Source organism: Candidatus Puniceispirillum marinum IMCC1322 (genome assembly GCF_000024465.1).
Classification (GTDB): domain Bacteria; phylum Pseudomonadota; class Alphaproteobacteria; order Puniceispirillales; family Puniceispirillaceae; genus Puniceispirillum; species Puniceispirillum marinum.
In genome coordinates this window covers 435,141-454,033 of the sequence record NC_014010.1, presented here as the reverse complement: position 1 = coordinate 454,033, position 18,893 = coordinate 435,141, and the positions used below count along the sequence as shown (strand labels likewise).

Genomic DNA, 18,893 nt, shown 5'->3' with positions numbered 1-18,893 from the left:
GGCAGTCAAAAACAAGACCAAGGAGTGAGATAATGCCAGATAGTGTAAAGCCAATCGACAAGTCGAATTTGCCAAGTCGTCATGTATCGGTTGGCCCCGAAAAGGCACCGCATCGTTCATATTATTACGCGATGGGCTTGACTGAAGAAGAAATCGCACAACCCCTGGTCGGTGTGGTTTCGACATGGAATGAAGCAGCGCCATGCAATATCGCGCTGGCACGCCAAGCCCAGGCAGCCAAACGCGGCGTTCGTGAACATGCGGGTACGCCCCGTGAATTCACCACGATCACTGTTACTGATGGTATCGCCATGGGTCATGCTGGCATGAAATCATCTTTGGTAAGCCGTGAGGTGATTGCCGACTCGATCGAACTGACGGTTCGGGGTCATTGCTATGACGCGATTGTTGGCCTTGCAGGTTGCGATAAATCTTTACCTGGCGTGATGATGGCCATGGCTCGTCTCAATGTGCCGTCGGTCTTCATGTATGGGGGTTCAATTTTGCCTGGCCGTTTTAAGGATAGAGACGTTACCGTTCAGGATGTTTTTGAAGCGGTTGGCGCGCATGCGGCTGGCAATATGTCAGACGAAGATCTGCATGAGCTTGAATGTGTTGCCTGTCCAAGTGCCGGATCATGTGGTGGCCAGTTTACAGCCAACACGATGGCCTGTGTGTCCGAGGCCATTGGCCTTGCTATTCCGGGGTCAGCTGGGGCGCCTGCACCTTATGAATCACGAGATGAATATGCCTATCATTCAGGTCGTATCGTTATGGACCTTGTGCGAGCCAATCTGCGGCCACGTGATATTTTGACGCGTAAGGCTTTTGAAAATGCAGCGACTGTTGTGGCGGCATCTGGCGGGTCAACAAATGCCGGTCTGCATCTACCAGCTTTGGCATCCGAATGCGGCATTGAATTTGATTTGCATGATGTGGCTGAAATCTTCCGGCGCACGCCTTATATTGCTGACTTGAAGCCTGGCGGTAAATATGTGGCACGTGACATGTATGAAATTGGCGGCGTTCCTGTTTTGGTCAAGGCTTTGCTTGATGGTGGGTTCATTCATGGTGACTGCATGACGGTAACCGGAAAAACTATCGCCGAGAATATTGGCGATATGAAATTTCCAACTGATCAGGTGATTGTGCGTACAACCGATGCACCATTATCGCCAACTGGCGGCGTTGTTGGTTTGACAGGTAATCTTGCCCCTGAAGGTGCCTTGGTGAAAGTCGCAGGCATGTCTGTTTTGAAATTTACCGGCACCGCACGTTGTTTTGATTGTGAAGAAGACGCCTTTGCCGCGGTAGAGCGCCGTGACTATAAGCCAGGTGATGTGTTGGTGATCCGCTATGAAGGGCCAAAAGGTGGACCGGGTATGCGTGAAATGTTGGCCACAACGGCTGCGCTTTATGGACAAGGCGCGGGTGATCAGGTGGCTTTGATCACTGATGGCCGTTTTTCGGGCGCGACCCGTGGTTTCTGCATTGGTCATGTTGGCCCCGAAGCCGCCGTTGGTGGCCCTATCGGTCTTTTGCAGGATGGTGACCAGATCACGATTGATGCCGAAGCAGGAACAATTGATGTTGATCTGAGTGATGAAGAGCTGGCCGCTCGTAAAGCCAAATGGGCACCTCGCGAGACCGATTATAACGCTGGTGCCATTTGGAAATACGCCCAGACTGTTGGTTCGGCTGAAAAGGGTGCGCTTACGCATCCGGGCGCGCGGGCTGAAAGCCACGTTTACGCCGATATCTAGTGTTTGTCTTTAGTTTACCTAGAATAAAAGGCAGGGGTTTCTCTGCCTTTTTCTATGGGTCACAAAGACAGCTTCCACATAAGATATTCGGAATGATTATCGCTTTCGATGCAATCAAATGACGATATGGGTATTTCGGCAAATATCTGATAACCAAGTTTCTGGTATAATGTTAAACCCGGACTGAAATCAGCTGTTGATAGCCTGCTTCGACGTATGCCGAGCGCGCGGGCTTCATCTTCTACTGCATTTATAAGCAATGTACCCACGCCTTGACCGCGACAGGTTTCATCTACCCACAACATGTGTATATAGAGCCAGTCATAACGGATACGCGCATAAATTGACCCTATCTCTAGATTGTCTGCATTGGTCGCAGTAACGAAGAATTGCTTGTTGATTCCCGAATTTAGGGCCGCTTCATTGAAGGTTCTGAGTTTATCTCTAAGCGGGTTCAGTACGTGCTCTGGCACATCATAAAAATGCTGTAATTCAATCGTCATGATTTTCTCCTTTAATCAGGAGATATTGAAATTACAGATAATTATCGCTTTGGTTAAATCACATATAGGTGAGACTTGTCTGAAACACAGTGTCAGTCACGCAATTGACACCAGATCGGTGTATGATCCGATGGCTTTTCAAGCCCACGGGGCGCCCGGTCAATGCCGACATCAGTCAGCCGATCACCAGCCTCTGGTGACAGCAGGAGATGGTCAATCCGTAACCCATTGTCGCGTTGCCATGCACCTGCCTGATAATCCCAATAGGTATAATGCACGCCAGATGGATGTAATGCTCGCAAAGCATCCATATAGCCAGCATGCAGGATTTTAAAGAAAGCGGCACGGCTATCATCATGTGTGAGGGCATCACCAACCCAAGCTGCCGGATCATAACAATCAACATCCTGTGGGAGAACATTATAATCACCGCCCAGAACGACAGGCATTTCGGTAGCTAGCAATTCGACCGCACGATCATAAAGCCGTGCCATCCATGATAATTTATAGTCAAATTTAGGACCTGGTGCCGGATTACCATTGGGCAGATATATATTGCCAATGCGAACACCGTTAATGGTGGCTTCAATATAGCGCGCCTGTTCGTCTGCATCATCACCCGGCAAGCCATTCATCACGTCATCTATGGGGAACCGGCTGGCAATGGCAACGCCGTTATAGCTTTTCTGCCCATGAACAGCGATATGCCAACCTAAATCGGTAAAAGCATCATGCGGAAAGTTTTCGTCCTGAGACTTGATTTCCTGCATCATTAAAATGTCAGCATTATCAGCCTTTAGCCAGCCCGTGATATGGTCAAGCCGAGCCTTGGCAGAATTGACGTTCCAGCTTGCAATACGCATTGTCAGACCGAAAATGAAGTGCCGCAGCCGCAAGAAGCGGTTGCATTGGGATTGTTTACGGCAAAATATGATCCCATTAGATCCTGAACATAATCAAGTTCGGCATGATCAACGAGTTCAAGTGACATTTCATCAATAATAACGTCAACATTATGGCTGGTGAAAACTTGATCTTCATCATCGCGGTTAGTGTCTATGCTGAATTGATATTGAAAACCTGAACAACCGCCACCTAGAACGGCAACACGGAAAAAACTGCCATCAGGTTCGGCGGCAAGCATGGAGGTGATCCTGTCAGCCGCAGCTTCAGTCAGGCTAAAAATACCAGCCATTGAGGAGGGGGTGACTGTCTCACTATTTGCTGTTTTGCTTATAATCTCGGACATTTTGTTCAATACCATGCTATATAGGATTGATATGAATATGGGCGTTTGCAACGGTTAAATCAAGCCACCCAACATTTGCGGTTTGAATTGATTGAGCGTAAAGTGAAAACCTCATAATTAAACAAGCTGTCAGGTTTTATCAGGTGACAAAGATGACTGAAGATCGCGCTTTGGCGTGTTATGCCTGTCACGCGCCGCAAAGTCGTGGCCGGTTTGTGGATGAGGGTGACGCCGCATTATCCGAAGGCACAACCTCATGGGGCGCACGCACGGCCTATCAACGTGACCGAGACCGGATTTTGCATTCAGGTGCCTTTCGACGTCTGAAACATAAAACACAGGTTTTTGTCTATCATGAAGGTGATTATTTCCGCACCCGCCTTACACATTCGCTTGAGGTCGCGCAAATTGCCCGTTCAATGTCCAGAAGCCTCAGATTGAATGACGATCTGGCTGAAGCTGTCGCGCTGGCGCATGATTTAGGTCATACACCTTTCGGCCATGCTGGCGAAGACGCACTTGACCGATTAATGCAGCCGTTTGGTGGCTTTGATCATAATGAACAAACCGTTCGCGTACTGACCAGCCTTGAAAGACGTTATGCCGGTTTTAATGGATTAAACCTGACATGGGAAACTTTGGAAGGGGTTGTTAAGCATAACGGGCCACTGACAAAAAATGATAACATTCCGGATAATTTCAAAGAGCTTGATGCCAATATGTCGCTTGATCTGACCAGCTATCCGTCAGCCGAAGCCCAGCTTGCCAATCTATCAGATGACATTGCCTATCTGTCGCATGATTTTGATGATGCGCTTCGCGCTGATTTATTCCGACTTGATGCCATTCGCGATTTGCCTCAGGTCGGTAAAGCCTTGCGTGATATTGATTTCAAACATGGCCAGCTTGATATGACACGCACAACACATGAATTAGTCAGACGACTGATATCTGTTTTTGTCGAAGACTTGCTGGCGACATCATCTGTCAATCTAGCCGCTATCGATGCCAAACATTCAGACGATATCAGAACCGCCTCATCTGCTGTTATTGCCTTTTCCGAACCAATGGCACGCGACCTTGAAATTTTACGCGACTTTCTGTTCACCAATATGTGGCGACATTACAAGGTCAATCGTATGACCAGCAAAGCAAAACGGGTGGTGACAGATCTGTTTAATCTGTTTATGTCGGAGCCTAACACATTACCGAATGAATGGCAGGAAACCAAACAAGGGGCGTTAACCGATCAGAAACCCGAAATTATTGCGCGTGTGATTGCAGATTACATTGCCTCGATGACTGATCGTTATGCTATTTTGGAGCATGAGCGCCTTTTCGATCTTGGCCCAATTCTGCGCTAGATTTTAATATCCAATCCCATCGAACATAAGCGAAGCCACATTAGATGAATATTTTTACCTATTTCGAGACCCAGTTTGCCGCGTTGATTACACAATTAGGTGCGTCGGGGCATATCACAAAAGAACTGGATATAAGCCGGGTCGTATTCGAACTGCCGCGTGATCCTGATCATGGTGATCTTGCCACTAATGCAGCTATGGTTTTGGCTAAATCTGCCGCCATGAAACCGCGTGAGCTTGCTGTTCTGTTATCTGAAGAACTCAAGAAAATTGATGGTGTTGACGCTGTTGAAATTGCCGGACCCGGCTTTATTAATTTACAGATCAACCCATTGCTGTGGGCGCGCGAAATCAGTGACATTCTGACAGCTGGTTATGATTATGGACGCAATAATGCCGGGCAGGGTGCCAATGTGAATATCGAATATGTATCAGCTAATCCAACAGGACCTTTACATGCAGCGCATGCACGCGGTGCCGTCATTGGCGATGCGCTTGCGGGGTTAATGGCGTTTAGCGGGTGGCAGGTGACAAAGGAATATTACGTTAATGATGCCGGTGGTCAGGTTGATATTCTGGCACGGTCTGTATATCTGCGCTATTGCGAGGCCTTAGGCGATACCATCGAAATTGAAGCTGGTCTGTATCCGGGGGCATATCTAAAGGATGTTGGAACCAAACTTGCCGCCAAATATGGTGATAAATTTCACAAGCGCCCTGAAGCAGAATGGTTATCTACCTTTCGTCTGTTTTCGGTCAGTGACATTATGGAAGGCATCAAAGACGATTTACAGGCACTTGGCATTCAGATGGATCGCTTTTCATCCGAGCGTGAACTTGTTGAAAGTGGCGCTGTGCAAAAGGCGATCGATAAATTAAAAGCCAACGGGCATGTTTATACGGGCGTATTGCAACCACCAAAGGGCAAAGAGCCAGAGGATTGGGAACCACGTGAACAGCTTTTGTTCAGATCCACAGAATTTGGTGATGACACTGATCGCCCATTACAGAAATCCAATGGAAGCTGGACGTATTTTGCCTCGGATGTGTCTTATCACTTTGATAAGCTGGAACGCACCAAAGGGCCGTTAATTGACATTTTGGGCGTTGACCATGGCGGCTATTTAAAACGGATGACTGCTGCTGTCGAAGCTATATCTGGGCAGAAAAATATGCTTGATATCCGGTTCTGCCAGCTGGTCAATCTGATGGAAAATGGCAAGCCGGTTAAAATGTCAAAACGCGCCGGAAATTTTGTTACCGTGCGTGATGTGATTGATGCTGTAGGATCCGATGTTATCCGCTTTATCATGTTAACCCGCCGTAATGATCAAACGCTTGATTTTGATTATGCCAAGGTGACAGAACAATCACGTGACAATCCGGTTTTCTATGTGCAATACGCCCATGCAAGGGCTTGTTCGGTTTTGCGTCAGATTGGGAAAGTGCCACATGAAGCTGATTTATCTGTTCTTAAAGATCCGGCCGAATTAGCGGTTCTTAAAATGCTGGCAAGTTGGCCTAAACTTGTCGAGTCAGCCGCCCGTGCGCATGAAGCACATCGAATCGCTTTCTTCCTTGTCGATCTGGCAAGCTCATTTCATTCATTATGGAATGCTGGCCGTGAAAACCCAGAATTACGCTTTATTCTTGATGATAACCAGACTATCACAGCCGCGCGTTTGCAGCTTGTCAAAGCCACAAGTTTAGTTATTGCAACAGGCCTAAATGTGTTATCCATTAAAGCTTTAGACGAAATGTAATGGAGTCGTAATGGCAGTAAAAGGTGACACAAATAGCGAGAAAAAATGGCGCAGTCTTTTGGTGCTGGTGTTCATCACTCTAGCGGCCGGCGTTGTTACCTATTTTTTGATGCCTATTTTTCTGCCAGCCGATCAGAATGACGTCCAGATCATCTCTGCCCCAGATGGCCCCATAAAGGTCAAGCCTGATGATGTTGGTGGAAAAGCCATTAAAAATCAGGATTCGGCGGTTATGAGCATGATTGCCAATAACAGTAAATCTGATGTCGATGTGGAAAATCTGCGTCCTTTGTCCAGTGATCCCGAACTACCCCCCGTGACATTGACAGAAGAAACAAAAGAAGCCGAAGCAGAGCCAGATACGCAAATCGAAACCGACAATGAAACAACAATGGAAGTTGCGGCGGCGAATGTAAAACCATCTGATACAGAGGAAACAAGCCCCCCCTTAACATCAGATAATGAAACAGTATCAAATGAAAGCCCAGAGGCCGAAAAGGCACCAAAATCACTGATACCAAAAGCCAAGCCCGCAGGAAAACCGCAAAAACCTGCCATAACTAGACAGACGAAAACCCCCAAGACCGATGAACCACTTTATCGCGTTCAGCTTGCGGCCTTTCGCAATGACGATAAAGCGGCAGAAGTTGCCAGTCTTTTGACACAAAAGCACAGAACAAGATTAAATGATGTTATTCTGGAAACAACAAAAATCGAAACCAAGGATAATGGGGTTTTCTGGCGCATTGTAACGGAAGCATTGGTTCGCGTTGAAGCTGATAATCTATGCACGTTATTAAAGCGTGCCGGACAAGATTGTATTTTACGCAAAGTTAAAACGGCAGGTCAGTAGATGTCGGAAACAACCTTTGAAGATAAAAATGCAAATGCAGAACCGTTAGAGGAAAACAGTGCCGGGGCAGATCAATTATCACTGTTTGTCAATCTTGACGGTTTTGAAGGCCCAATCGACCTGTTGCTGTCATTATCGCGTGAACAAAAGGTTGATCTAACGCGTATATCGATTTTGCCACTTGCCGAACAATATCTTGAATTCATCAATAACGCCCGCACGCTAGATCTTGAAATTGCTGCTGACTATCTGGTTATGGCGGCGTGGCTGGCATATCTAAAATCGCGGCTTTTACTGCCCGAACCCGAGCCGGAACAACATGAAGAAATTGTTGATATGGCTGATGCCCTAAAATATCAGCTGATGCGGCTTGAATCGATGCAACAAGCATCCAAGCGTCTTATCTCTTTACCCCGACTAGGGCACCAAAGGTTTGTTCGTGGCCAGTCTGAAAGCTTTAGCACGACCACAGAGGCTATCTGGACTGCCAGCCTATACGATCTGCTGGCTTGTTACGGTGATATTCGTTCACAAGGTGAGAGTGAAACCCTGACGATCGCTGCCACCTATCTTTATTCAGTTCAGGAAGCTGCCAAGCGGTTGCGCAATCTGATTGGTCGTAGCCCAGAATGGACAGTATTACAGCAATTTTTGCCACCCGGCCTTGAAAAGCCTATGGATAGACGGTCTGCAACCGCTTCCCATTTTGTTGCGTCGCTTGAGCTGGCACGTGACGGGCTGATAAGACTCCGCCAAGACTCAAACTATGCGCCACTTTATCTTAAATCAAAGGATGTATCGTGACCGACGCAACCACATTAACTGATAATGATCCCAAAACTTGGGCGGCAACGCTGGAAGCACTTGTTTTTGCGTCTGATAAGCCTGTGCGTGTGCGCGATCTGGCCGCGCATATACCTGAGGGCGTTGAAATTGCCGATGTTATGGCGGTTGTTGCCAAACGCTATGATGCAACAAGTGGTATCGAGTTATGCAAAGTTGGTGACGCGTGGGCATTTCGCACAAGACCGGAAATTGCCGAACGCTTAAGTCAGCATAAAGCTGTTGAGCGCCCCTTGTCACGCGCCGCCCTAGAAGTGCTGGCTATTATTGCCTATCATCAGCCGATTACCCGTGCTGAAATCGAGGAAATCAGGGGCATTTCACTATCCAAAGGCACGATGGATATTCTGCTTGAATTGAGCTGGATTAAGCCAAGAGGGCGGCGGCGCACGCCTGGTCGTCCATTAACCTGGGGCACCAGTCCCGGATTTCTCGATCATTTTGGCCTTGGTGATACGTCTGATTTGCCCGGAATGGCGGATCTTAAAGCGGCCGGATTATTGCGTAAGGGACAAGTTCTAGGTCATCTTATGGACAATGGTGATGACGATGCCGAAGATGATGATATTGACAATGATGATCTGCTTGCCGAAGCATGGCTAGATAATGATTTTGCTGAAAATGAAGATGCAGTCGAAGACAAGATAAGCGATGCTGGAGAGCAAGATGCTTGATTTCCGAAATGTCGGTCATGCCTATAATGGCACCCCATCAGTTAGCGATGTAAGCTTTACAGTTGACGAGGGGGAGGTGGTGTCCCTGTTAGGCCCATCTGGGTGTGGCAAGACCACTTTATTGCGTCTAGCAGCCGGACTGGAAACCCCCAGTAAAGGCCAAATCCTATTACAAAATCAGATCGTCTCATCGCCAGACCACAGCCTTCCCCCCGAAAAACGTGGTATTGGCTTCATGTTTCAGGATTACGCATTATTTCCGCATTTATCAGTCATTCAGAATGTTCTGTTTGGGTTGAAAACCCGAGGTAGTGCGGCGATCGCCCGTGCCATGGATACGTTGGCACAAACAGGCATCGAAGACCTGGCTGACGTTTACCCGCATGAATTATCAGGGGGACAGCAACAGCGCGTTGCATTAGCGCGGGCATTGGCACCCAATCCAAAAGTCATATTGCTTGATGAACCCTATGCAGGTCTTGATAGCCGCTTGCGAGAGCGTATTCGTGATCAGATGCTGCATGTGTTGAAAGCAGCCGGGACAGCCGCGCTCATGGTTACGCATGACGCCGAAGAAGCCATGTTTATGTCTGACCGTATCGTTGTGCTTCGGGAAGGCGAGATTGAACAAGCTGGTCGTCCCGTTAATCTATATTGCCAACCCAAAAGTGCCTTTGTGGCAGAGTTCTTTGGTGAGGTGAACAGGCTTGAAGGTGTAGTCAAAGATCGTAAAATTCAAACGCCATTGGGTGTGTTTGATGCGTCCGATACTATGGATGACGGACAGGCCGCTAGTGTTGTCATACGGCATGAAGCACTTCAGATCGTTCCTGACAGTGATCATGCCCTACAGCAAACGCAGATCCTATCAAATGAAAATGGTGCCGCCGCCGAGGTTATGGAAGCTCGTTTGCTGGGTAGGGCGTCATTGATACATCTATCAGTGCCAACGGGACGCGACGAAGTGCATTTACATGCGCGCATTCCCGGATTGAATTCGTTTGAAGCGGGAAGTCAAGTGCGTGTTCAGGTAGATCCATCACAGGCTTTTGTTTTTGCAACCAAACAAGGGTCAACTATCTGAAATCACTATTTTGAATATCAATTCTAATCGTTAATTTCATAAGTTTCGGAACAAGGAATTCTTGTGCCGTATAGACACCCTGTCTATAGTGTCGCAATATTCGGAAACTCCGATGACAATAATTTAGGTAAGGATAAATCATGGGTTTCACTAGCATATGGCATTGGCTTGTTGTTCTGGCTGTGGTTTTGTTGCTTTTTGGTGGCAGAGGCAAAGTTTCATCTCTTATGGGCGATTTCGGTAAAGGTCTTCGTAATTTCAAATCTGGTCTAAAAGGCCCCGAAGATAACGCTGATGCAGACGAAACGGATGAAGCCGAAGTCATAGAGGTTGCGCCTGCACGCAAGGCCGCGAAAAAGCCAGCGGTAAAGAAGGCCGCCCCGAAAAAGGCTGCCAAGAAAGCCGCGCCGAAAAAGAAAGTCGCTAAAAAGGCCACCAAGAAAGCCGCGCCGAAAAAAGCCGCAGTAAAGAAAAAAGCGACTAAAAAATCTGCCGCCAAGACATAGGTGGTAGGTCGAAGCTATGCTTGATATTGGTGGCTGGGAATTTTTGGTCGTTGCTTTTGTGCTACTCATGGTGGTTGGCCCAAAGGAACTGCCAAAGATGTTACGCGGATTTACCCGCTTCACGAGGCAGATGCGCGCCATGGCTAGCGAATTTACGCGTGGTATGGAAGATATTGCCTCGCAATCCGAGGTTAGCGATCTGAAAAACACCATAGCCGATATCAAACAGGGTGATTATTCAAACCTTGTGGATACGATTGACCCCTCTGGTGATCTTGCAGATACGGTTGATGAAACCAAACGTTCAATCGCTGGGAATACTGATCTGGAAGAAGTAAAATCACTTGTGGGTGATGCTAAAGCCATGATCGGTGATGACCTGCAACAAGCTGGCACAAAGTCACCTGCCGCAAAGAAAACGACCCCAAAGAAAACTGTGGTTAAGAAACCGGCGCCAAAGAAAACAACGCGTCCCTCGGCTACCAAAAAGTCGAAGAAATCTGCTGGGTAAATAATGGCTAAGCCTCCTAAAAAAAATAAGGCAGATAATCAAAAGCCTGAAATAATCGACGAAACAACCGCAGATGTCGAAATGGATGACGATGTGCAAAATGACGACGCATCATCACATGATGATTATGAAACCAACATCGATGACGACACACAGACATATGATGATGGTGAGGTAAAGATGTCACTGGTCGCACATCTTACCGAATTGCGAAACCGTCTTGGCATCGCGATTGCTGCCTTTATTATTCTGTTCCTGATCTGTGTCGCGCCCATTCCCGGTACCGATAATAGCTCGATCGCCTATCATGTTTTCATTTTCCTGCAAGCGCCGCTTGCTGATGTTATGGAAGCCAGAGGCGGAGGGCGGATGATATTTACCGCCCTTCATGAAGGATTCTTTACCCAAATCAAGGTCGGTTTTTTCACCGCTTTATGTGTGACGTTTCCTATTATGAGTATGCAAATCTGGCGGTTCATAGCCCCCGGCCTGTATAAAAACGAAAAACAGGCGTTTTTGCCGTTTCTCATTGCCACGCCCGTTCTGTTTTTGATGGGTGCAGCCATGGTTTATTACGTCGTGACACCGCTGGCCTGGAACTTTTTCATCTCTTTTGAAATGGCTGCTTCTGAAGGCGCGTTGGCGATTGAAGTTGAGCCGCGGATCAGCGAATATCTTTCACTTGTAATGCGTTTGATCTTTGCATTCGGATTGGCTTTCGAATTACCAGTTGTGTTGCTTTTGCTGGCACGTGCAGGACTTGTGACGCCTGAAGGGCTGGCGGAAAAACGTAAAATAGCGATTGTTATCGCTTTTGTGGCCGCGGCAATTCTGACACCACCTGATATAATTTCACAAGTGTTGCTGGCGACTCCTATTATTATACTGTATGAATTATCAATATTTGGCGCAAAGATTATGAATAAACGCCAATATGACGAATTTGATGATTAGGTTGTGATGACACCATTCGATGGTATAAACACCCAAAGTTGATATATTCGAAACACGAATTGTTAAATTGTTACCATTGATGCAAGACTGAGCCTGACCAATGCATGATATCCGTTTCATCCGTGAACATCCCGATCAATTTGACGCTGCCATGAAACGGCGTAAGGTTGATATGTCGGCGTCTTCCATTCTGGAAATAGACAGCGCCCGCCGTGCCTTGCAAAGCGAACTTCAGGACATGCAGTCACGCAGGAATATTGCGTCCAAGGAGATTGGAAAGCTTAAAGCCAATGGTGGCGATGCCGATGCGCTTATTGCCGAGGTCAATGATATCAAAACGGCACTGCCCGATATTGAGACCCGCGAAGCTGATCTGGCGCATAAATTAGATTCCGTTTTAATGGAAATTCCAAATATTCTGGATGTATCAGTACCAGATGGTGATGATGAACATGATAATGAGCTAATACATTCATATGGTGACATTCCGTCCTTTAGCTTTACGCCGATTGACCATGTGGCACTTGGCGAAGGTCTGGGGCAAATGGATTTTGCCCTTGGTGCTAAGCTTGCTGGCGCACGCTTTGTGGTATTACAAGGCCAGTTAGCACGCCTTGAACGGGCACTTGCTGCATTAATGCTTGATACACACACAAGCGAATTTGGCTATATTGAGACAGTGCCCCCATCTTTGGTAAATAGCCAGACGATGACAGGTACTGGACAACTGCCAAAATTTGCAGAAGATCTTTATAAAACCGATGATAAATGGTTGATACCAACGGCTGAAGTGCCGCTTACAAACATTGTTGCTGGTGACATTCTGACGCCTGATATTCTGCCAATACGGATGACAGCTTATACTAATTGTTTCCGTTCCGAAGCGGGGTCAGCTGGGCGTGATACGCGCGGCATGATCCGTCAACACCAGTTTTCAAAAGTTGAAATGGTATCGATCAGTCACCCCGATGACTCGGCAGCTGAGCTGGAGCGCATGACCGGATGTGCTGAAGCTATTTTGCAAAAATTAGAATTGCCATACCGTGTACTTAAATTATGTAGCGGTGATACTGGCTTTTCAGCTGAACAAACCTATGATCTTGAAGTATGGCTTCCAGGTCAGGATGAGGGGCGCGGTATGTATCGCGAAATTTCATCTTGTTCAAATTGTGGACCATTTCAGGCGCGCCGCATGAAAGCCCGCTATCGTGACAAGGACACTGGTGAAACACAATTCTTGCATACGCTCAATGGGTCGGGTCTTGCGGTTGGTCGTACAATGATTGCCATTCTGGAAAATGGGCAACAAGAAGATGGCACAGTATGTCTGCCGGCGGCCTTGCATCCATATATGGGGACTGATCGCCTGATTAAGCAAAGCGCATGACCAAAAATCAACGTGACGTCAATTCTGGCGTAAACCGATCTTTTGGTCGCATATTATTATGTAATGATGATGGTATTGATGCTGTTGGCCTTCGGGTTTTGCGCGCCATTGCCCATAGTTTAAGCGATGATGTATGGGTAGTTGCTCCCGTGCAAAATCATTCTGGCGCATCACGGTCAATTACCTTGCGTCGTGATGTGGAAATCAAAGACGTGGCGCATCAGGAATTTTCCGTTTCGGGCACGCCTGCCGATTGCATTATCTTTGCCGTGAATAAGATCCTTGATAAACGTCCCGATCTGGTTTTGAGCGGTGTGAATCATGGTATGAATGTTGGCGATGACGTGCTGTATTCTGGGACTGTGGCGGCAGCCATGGAAGCCACACTTGCTGGCATTCCTGCCATTGCCCTGTCGCAGCAAGGAGGCCGCGAAAACCGGGAAGAATATCAGGTAGCCGAAGCGCATGGCGCAAGCCTTGTCCAGCATCTATGGAATAGTGGCTGGCCGGATCGCCTAGTTCCGAATGTGAATTTTCCTAAAGGTGATCCGGATACAATCAAGGGGATGATGGTATCCACAACCGATCAGCACAAATTTGGTGATATAATCGAAGATGGTGCCAAAGCTGGTCATTTCCGCCTTGGCCCACTCATTTCCAAGCCTGATGCTAGTCCGGGAAGTGACCGCGCGGCAATCAGGGATGGATGGATTGCGATGACACCATTGGGAATGGATTTAACAGCCCATCAACAAATTTTTGAATTTGAGCCGCTAAGTTTTTAGCAGGAGTCGCGAACATTGGAGGATTTCACCCAACATAAGGCGCAGTTAATTATGGCACTGCGAGGGCAGGGGATTCTTAGCGCAACTGTATTATCAGCTCTGGAAAATATACCGCGGGAACTTTTTGTCCCCGAATCACTTCATCAGCATGCCTATGAAAATGCATCTTTGCCGATAGCGCTTGATCAGACAATAAGCCAGCCTTATGTGGTCGCTCGCATGACCGAGGCACTTGAATTGACGGGACGCGAACGCGTGCTCGAAATAGGAACAGGAAGTGGATATCAGGCGGCAATCTTAACCTTATTATGTCGTCGCGTTTATACACTGGAACGTCTTAAGCCGCTTTTGGTGACTGCTGAGAATAAATTGCGAAGCTTGCGCATTTCTAACATCAGCTTCAGATTAGGTGATGGAAGTCTGGGTTGGCCTGAAGCAGCACCCTTTGACCGCATCATTCTTACATGCGGTTGCCATAAAATTCCCGACAAACTGTTGAACCAATTAAAAATTGGCGGCATCATGGTGGCACCTGAGGGGTTAGGAAAAAATCAACAACTCGTGGTGGTGAAACGTCAAGAGGCTGGTTTTGAACGGAAACATCTCATGGCTGTGACCTTTGTACCACTGATTGAGGGCAAACAGGATGAATAAAGCAGATCAAAACATTACACGCACAACTATGACAGCCTTAATTATCGGCATCATGTCCTTTGCTATGTTGAGTGGTTGTAAAAAACCTAATCTGTCACTAAGCCGCGCAGAACCAGCACCTGTAGTGACAGCCCCATTGCGTGTGGCTGTTGAAATCCTGCCTGCAAGTGGCGTTATTACAGTGCGTGACAATGACAATCTTTATACCATTGCAACGCGCTATCGTGTGACGCCGCGCTCTATAATATTGCAAAATAATTTAATAGCGCCATTTACGTTACGTCCCGGACAACAATTAAAGCTTAACCCAACACGATTTCACATTGTAAAGCCAGGTGACTCACTATTAACGATTTCACAACGCTATGCTGTTGGCCAATTTCAGCTCGCAGAACTCAATAATTTGCAGGAACCCTATAGCCTGACGATTGGACAAAGGTTACAGCTTCCCTTTAGTCAGGATTTTTCCATTCTGGATACGGGGCTTCCTAAGGGAATAGCATCCACCGGCGCATCACAACCTGCCGCCAGCCCAGCACCAGAAAATACGACACAAACGGCGGTTGCATCGGCGCCACGTAAGAAATTTGTTGCACCAACAGGTGATGGCGCTTTTATCTGGCCGGTCAAAGGCGAGGTTATTGCCGAGTTTGGCCCCGCGGCGCGCGGCGTTCGCAATGATGGTGTTAATATCGCCGCCGCGCAGGGTGATATTGTGTCGGCGGCCTCAAAAGGGCGCGTTGCCTTTGTTGGCACCGAGGTAAAGAGTTTCGGGACTTTGGTTCTGGTCAAACATGATGGTGGGATGATTTCAGCCTATGCGCATCTTGACTCAGTCACTGTCAAGGAAGGCGATATTGTCGAGACCGGACAGTCGATTGGTACTGTGGGACAAACTGGTCGCGTTGATTCACCGCAATTGCATTTTGAAATTCGTAAAGCCCGGCAACCTATCGACCCAAGGTTGGTTATAATTTAAGTTTAAAAAAACACCTTAACTATTTGTTTAATAAATATTTGTTTCAGTTCTAGCGGCCAAGTCAACTATGAATTGCCAGGCAACACGTCCAGAACGGGCGCCCCGACCCACAGACCAGCTTAGCGCTTCATGCCGGACATCAATATTTTGGGCATTAATCCCAAAATGTGAAATATAGCCTTCGATCATCTCTAGATATGCATCTTGATCGATTGAATGAAATCCGATCCACAAACCAAAGCGATCAGACAGCGAAACAGATTCTTCAGTCGTTTCAGATGGGTTGATCATCGTTGAGCGTTCATTTTCCATCATTTGACGTGGCATGAGATGGCGTCGGTTTGATGTGGCGTAAAATACGATGTTCTTTGGCCGGCCTTCGATACCGCCTTCCAAAGCAGCTTTCAAAGATTTATAGCTGGTTTCCCCCGAATCAAACGCCAGATCGTCACAAAACAAGATAAATTGACGAGGTATTTGCGCAAGAAAGCTCATCAAAAAAGGCAAATCGACAATATCTTCACGGTGAATCTCAACAAGCGCACAGTCCAAACCACTTTCCATCATGCTTGCATGTACGGCTTTTACCAAAGACGATTTGCCGGTACCGCGTGCGCCCCATAACAAAGCGTTATTTGCTGGCAGACCACGTCCAAAGGCAATCGAATTGGCAAGTAAATTGTCACGTTGATGATCGATACCACGTAAAAGATCAAGCCTGACGCAATTAATGGCATGAACAGGATCAAGACGGCGCATAGCTGCATGCCATACATAAGCGTTGGCATATTCAAGATTATCGGGCTTTGGGGCAGGCGGAGACATGCGCTCAAGAGCCTCAGCAATCCGGATCACCTGTTCAATTAAAACAAATTTTGAGTCATTATCGGTCATTCGTTACCTATATCCTGTCTTGATTGATTTAAACATCCAAAAAATTAAACCACTTAGTTTAATATGGGTCATTGCAGGTTTTGGCTAGTGTCGCTATGTTCTTGCCAGATTTAATTAATATAACGGAGCATTCTTAACATGTTTATTTCACCTGCATTTGCACAAGCGTCTGGCGGCCTAGCCGAAGGTGGTTTTGGCCTGTTACCAATCATTTTTGTAATGGTGATATTTTATTTTCTGTTGATCCGCCCTCAGCAAAAACGTGCTAAGCAGCATAAAGAAATGCTTGGTGCACTTCGGCGTGGTGATAAGATCATCACATCAGGCGGATTAACCGGATCAATCGTTAAAGTCGTTGATGATAGTGAGACTGTCGAGGTGGAAATCGCCAAAGACGTAAAGGTTCATATTGTCCGCTCTATGATTGCTGATATCCAGAACAAAACCGAGCCGGTCAAAAAGAAGTAATGTTCGTTATCTGATAAATCTAATCATATAACGGAAACTTTATACTGACTGTTTTATAAAAAGGTTTGCACCGAATGTTGCAATTTGAAGGCTGGAAAAAATTACTCGTTCTTTTTGTCATTTTGTTAGGCGTCTTTTTTGCGTTGCCTAATCTGGCGCCTACGCAAAATGACAATCAGTCAGACAGTACAGTTGAGTCTGTCTTTGGTTTTCTTCCTGGCAAGCACATCAATCTGGGTCTTGACCTTCAAGGCGGATCCCATCTGTTGTTACGTGTTGATATGGATATTGTTGAACAAGAACGCTTGGACAGTATTGGTGAGACCATACGTCAGGAGTTCCGCAATGATAAGATCCGCTTTGCTGACCTGAAGGTTGATGGCAAAGCTGTACACGTCACCATTCGGGATGCTGATGATGCTGACAAAGCCGAGGCGATACTTAATGAACTTGCAACGGGCTTAAATGTTGCCAGCAACGCGTTAGTCTATGTCATTTCATTTTCCGAAACCGGACTGACGGAATTACAATCAAACACAATTGCGCAATCTATCGAAATCATCCGCCGACGGCTGGATCCCGAAGGTACAAAAGAGCCTGTCATTCAAAGACAGGGTTTGGATCGGGTTCTTGTTCAACTGCCTGGCGTTGACGACCCTGAAGCGGTAAAACGCTTGCTAGGCCGTACTGCCAAGCTGACCTTCCAGCTTGTCGATATGCGGATTACACCACAAGAAGCGGTTGAGCGCGGTCGTGTACCACCTGGCAGTATTTTATTGCCAAGTGATAGCGAAGATGGTCGCAATTTTGTGATCGAAAAACGTGTGATGGTCAGTGGTGAAATGCTGGAAAATGCAACAGCCAGCTTTGATCAGAATAATCAGCCAGCTGTCAGTTTTCAGCTTGATTCCGCGGGCGCCAAACGTTTTGGCCGTGTAACAGGTGCCAATATCGGTCGGCCTTTTGCCATTGTTTTGGATGGTAAGGTCGTATCCGCGCCAACGATACAAAGCCAGATTTTTGGCAGTGGCCAGATTACTGGTAATTTCACAGTTGCAGAAACCAACGAATTATCGCTTGTTCTGCGGGCAGGTGCCTTGCCAGCGCCTTTGATTGTGATGGAAGAACGCTCAATCGGCCCAGGCCTTGGTGCGGACTCTATTGAGGCTGGTAAAATAGCCGCTATCGTTGGGCTATGCCTTGTTATAGTCTATATGTTCCTTAGCTACGGCACATTTGGCATCCTTGCTGACATGGCGTTACTGGTGAATGTCATTTTGATTGTTGCCGCTTTGTCTGCCTTGCAGGCTACGCTGACCTTGCCCGGCATTGCTGGTATTGTTCTGACCATGGGTATGGCAGTGGACGCCAATGTGTTGATATTTGAACGAATACGGGAAGAATTAAAACGTGGTCGGTCAGTAATGGCCGCCATTGATGGGGGCTATCAGCGTGCCATCTCGACGATTGTTGATTCGAATCTGACCACATTATTTGCTGCCTCGTTCCTGTATATTTTTGGTTCAGGGCCCATTAAGGGGTTTGCTGTAACGCTTGGTATTGGCATTGCCACATCCATGTTCACCGCCGTAATGGTCACGCGCCTGTTCATTGTGCTGTGGCTTGAGCGTAAGAAACCAAACGAACTGGTGCTTTAAC

At 47.1% G+C, this 18,893-nt stretch carries 20 protein-coding genes; 16 read left to right on the top strand and 4 right to left on the bottom strand.

The features are described 5' to 3' along the window. Positions 1 to 32 precede the first annotated feature (32 nt). Entirely contained in the window at positions 33 to 1,763 is a 1,731-nt protein-coding gene (gene ilvD, locus SAR116_RS02195; RefSeq protein WP_013045299.1) for a dihydroxy-acid dehydratase, read from the top strand. Positions 1,764 to 1,822: 59 nt separating this feature from the next. On the opposite strand, the gene SAR116_RS13130 is transcribed toward ilvD, so the two are convergent. From SAR116_RS13130 to SAR116_RS02180, 3 genes are all read right to left on the bottom strand, one after another. Continuing rightward, complete coding sequence (locus SAR116_RS13130; RefSeq protein WP_013045298.1) at positions 1,823 to 2,266, bottom strand: GNAT family N-acetyltransferase; 444 nt, start codon at positions 2,264 to 2,266, stop codon at positions 1,823 to 1,825. Between the two features lie 92 nt (positions 2,267 to 2,358). After that, complete coding sequence (gene xth / locus SAR116_RS02185; protein ID WP_013045297.1) at positions 2,359 to 3,129, bottom strand: exodeoxyribonuclease III; 771 nt, start codon at positions 3,127 to 3,129, stop codon at positions 2,359 to 2,361. Positions 3,130 to 3,131: 2 nt separating this feature from the next. Beyond that, complete coding sequence (locus tag SAR116_RS02180; protein ID WP_238531165.1) at positions 3,132 to 3,515, bottom strand: HesB/IscA family protein; 384 nt, start codon at positions 3,513 to 3,515, stop codon at positions 3,132 to 3,134. Between the two features lie 152 nt (positions 3,516 to 3,667). On the opposite strand from SAR116_RS02180, the gene SAR116_RS02175 reads away from it, so the two are divergent. From SAR116_RS02175 to SAR116_RS02115, 13 genes are all read left to right on the top strand, one after another. Further along, positions 3,668 to 4,879 carry a deoxyguanosinetriphosphate triphosphohydrolase gene (locus SAR116_RS02175; protein WP_013045295.1) on the top strand — a complete coding sequence of 404 codons (1,212 nt, stop codon included), beginning with the start codon at positions 3,668 to 3,670 and terminating at the stop codon, positions 4,877 to 4,879. Between the two features lie 44 nt (positions 4,880 to 4,923). After that, a complete protein-coding gene (argS, locus tag SAR116_RS02170) occupies positions 4,924 to 6,642 on the top strand; it encodes an arginine--tRNA ligase (protein ID WP_013045294.1) in 1,719 nt (572 codons plus the stop codon). Between the two features lie 10 nt (positions 6,643 to 6,652). Beyond that, entirely contained in the window at positions 6,653 to 7,495 is an 843-nt protein-coding gene (locus SAR116_RS02165) for an SPOR domain-containing protein (RefSeq protein ID WP_013045293.1), read from the top strand. Beyond that, a complete protein-coding gene (locus tag SAR116_RS02160; RefSeq protein ID WP_013045292.1) occupies positions 7,496 to 8,299 on the top strand; it encodes a segregation and condensation protein A in 804 nt (267 codons plus the stop codon). It begins immediately after the preceding gene. Then, positions 8,296 to 9,012: an SMC-Scp complex subunit ScpB gene (gene scpB / locus SAR116_RS02155; RefSeq protein WP_013045291.1), complete on the top strand. Its 717-nt coding sequence runs from the start codon at positions 8,296 to 8,298 to the stop codon at positions 9,010 to 9,012. The genes SAR116_RS02160 and scpB overlap by 4 nt, the downstream gene beginning before the upstream one ends. Next, positions 9,005 to 10,096: an ABC transporter ATP-binding protein gene (locus SAR116_RS02150; RefSeq protein ID WP_013045290.1), complete on the top strand. Its 1,092-nt coding sequence runs from the start codon at positions 9,005 to 9,007 to the stop codon at positions 10,094 to 10,096. Before scpB ends, SAR116_RS02150 begins: the two co-directional genes overlap by 8 nt. A gap of 140 nt (positions 10,097 to 10,236) precedes the next feature. Then, positions 10,237 to 10,602, top strand: a complete 366-nt coding sequence (tatA, locus tag SAR116_RS13435; RefSeq protein ID WP_013045288.1) for a twin-arginine translocase TatA/TatE family subunit — start codon at positions 10,237 to 10,239, stop codon at positions 10,600 to 10,602. A 16-nt stretch (positions 10,603 to 10,618) separates the two neighbouring features. Further along, complete coding sequence (gene tatB, locus SAR116_RS02140; RefSeq protein WP_013045287.1) at positions 10,619 to 11,113, top strand: Sec-independent protein translocase protein TatB; 495 nt, start codon at positions 10,619 to 10,621, stop codon at positions 11,111 to 11,113. Positions 11,114 to 11,116: 3 nt separating this feature from the next. Then, the gene (gene tatC, locus SAR116_RS02135) at positions 11,117 to 12,067 is read left to right on the top strand and encodes a twin-arginine translocase subunit TatC (RefSeq protein ID WP_013045286.1); all 951 of its coding nucleotides are present in this window, start codon (positions 11,117 to 11,119) and stop codon (positions 12,065 to 12,067) included. 100 nt (positions 12,068 to 12,167) lie between these two features. Further along, positions 12,168 to 13,454 carry a serine--tRNA ligase gene (gene serS, locus SAR116_RS02130; protein WP_013045285.1) on the top strand — a complete coding sequence of 429 codons (1,287 nt, stop codon included), beginning with the start codon at positions 12,168 to 12,170 and terminating at the stop codon, positions 13,452 to 13,454. Further along, positions 13,451 to 14,239, top strand: a complete 789-nt coding sequence (gene surE, locus SAR116_RS02125) for a 5'/3'-nucleotidase SurE (protein WP_013045284.1) — start codon at positions 13,451 to 13,453, stop codon at positions 14,237 to 14,239. The genes serS and surE overlap by 4 nt, the downstream gene beginning before the upstream one ends. Before the next feature lie 15 nt (positions 14,240 to 14,254). Continuing rightward, positions 14,255 to 14,893 carry a protein-L-isoaspartate(D-aspartate) O-methyltransferase gene (locus SAR116_RS02120; protein ID WP_013045283.1) on the top strand — a complete coding sequence of 213 codons (639 nt, stop codon included), beginning with the start codon at positions 14,255 to 14,257 and terminating at the stop codon, positions 14,891 to 14,893. Then, positions 14,886 to 15,872, top strand: a complete 987-nt coding sequence (locus tag SAR116_RS02115; protein ID WP_013045282.1) for a LysM peptidoglycan-binding domain-containing M23 family metallopeptidase — start codon at positions 14,886 to 14,888, stop codon at positions 15,870 to 15,872. The genes SAR116_RS02120 and SAR116_RS02115 overlap by 8 nt, the downstream gene beginning before the upstream one ends. Before the next feature lie 27 nt (positions 15,873 to 15,899). On the opposite strand, the gene SAR116_RS02110 is transcribed toward SAR116_RS02115, so the two are convergent. Then, positions 15,900 to 16,766 (bottom strand): ATP-binding protein, encoded by an 867-nt coding sequence (locus SAR116_RS02110; protein ID WP_013045281.1) that lies wholly within the window; start codon positions 16,764 to 16,766, stop codon positions 15,900 to 15,902. 138 nt (positions 16,767 to 16,904) lie between these two features. Here SAR116_RS02110 and yajC point away from each other — a divergent pair, with 138 nt between their 5' ends. Together yajC and secD are read left to right on the top strand one after the other, a co-directional pair. Next, positions 16,905 to 17,234 (top strand): preprotein translocase subunit YajC, encoded by a 330-nt coding sequence (gene yajC / locus SAR116_RS02105; protein ID WP_013045280.1) that lies wholly within the window; start codon positions 16,905 to 16,907, stop codon positions 17,232 to 17,234. A gap of 74 nt (positions 17,235 to 17,308) precedes the next feature. Beyond that, entirely contained in the window at positions 17,309 to 18,892 is a 1,584-nt protein-coding gene (gene secD / locus SAR116_RS02100; RefSeq protein WP_013045279.1) for a protein translocase subunit SecD, read from the top strand. Position 18,893 lies beyond the last annotated feature (1 nt).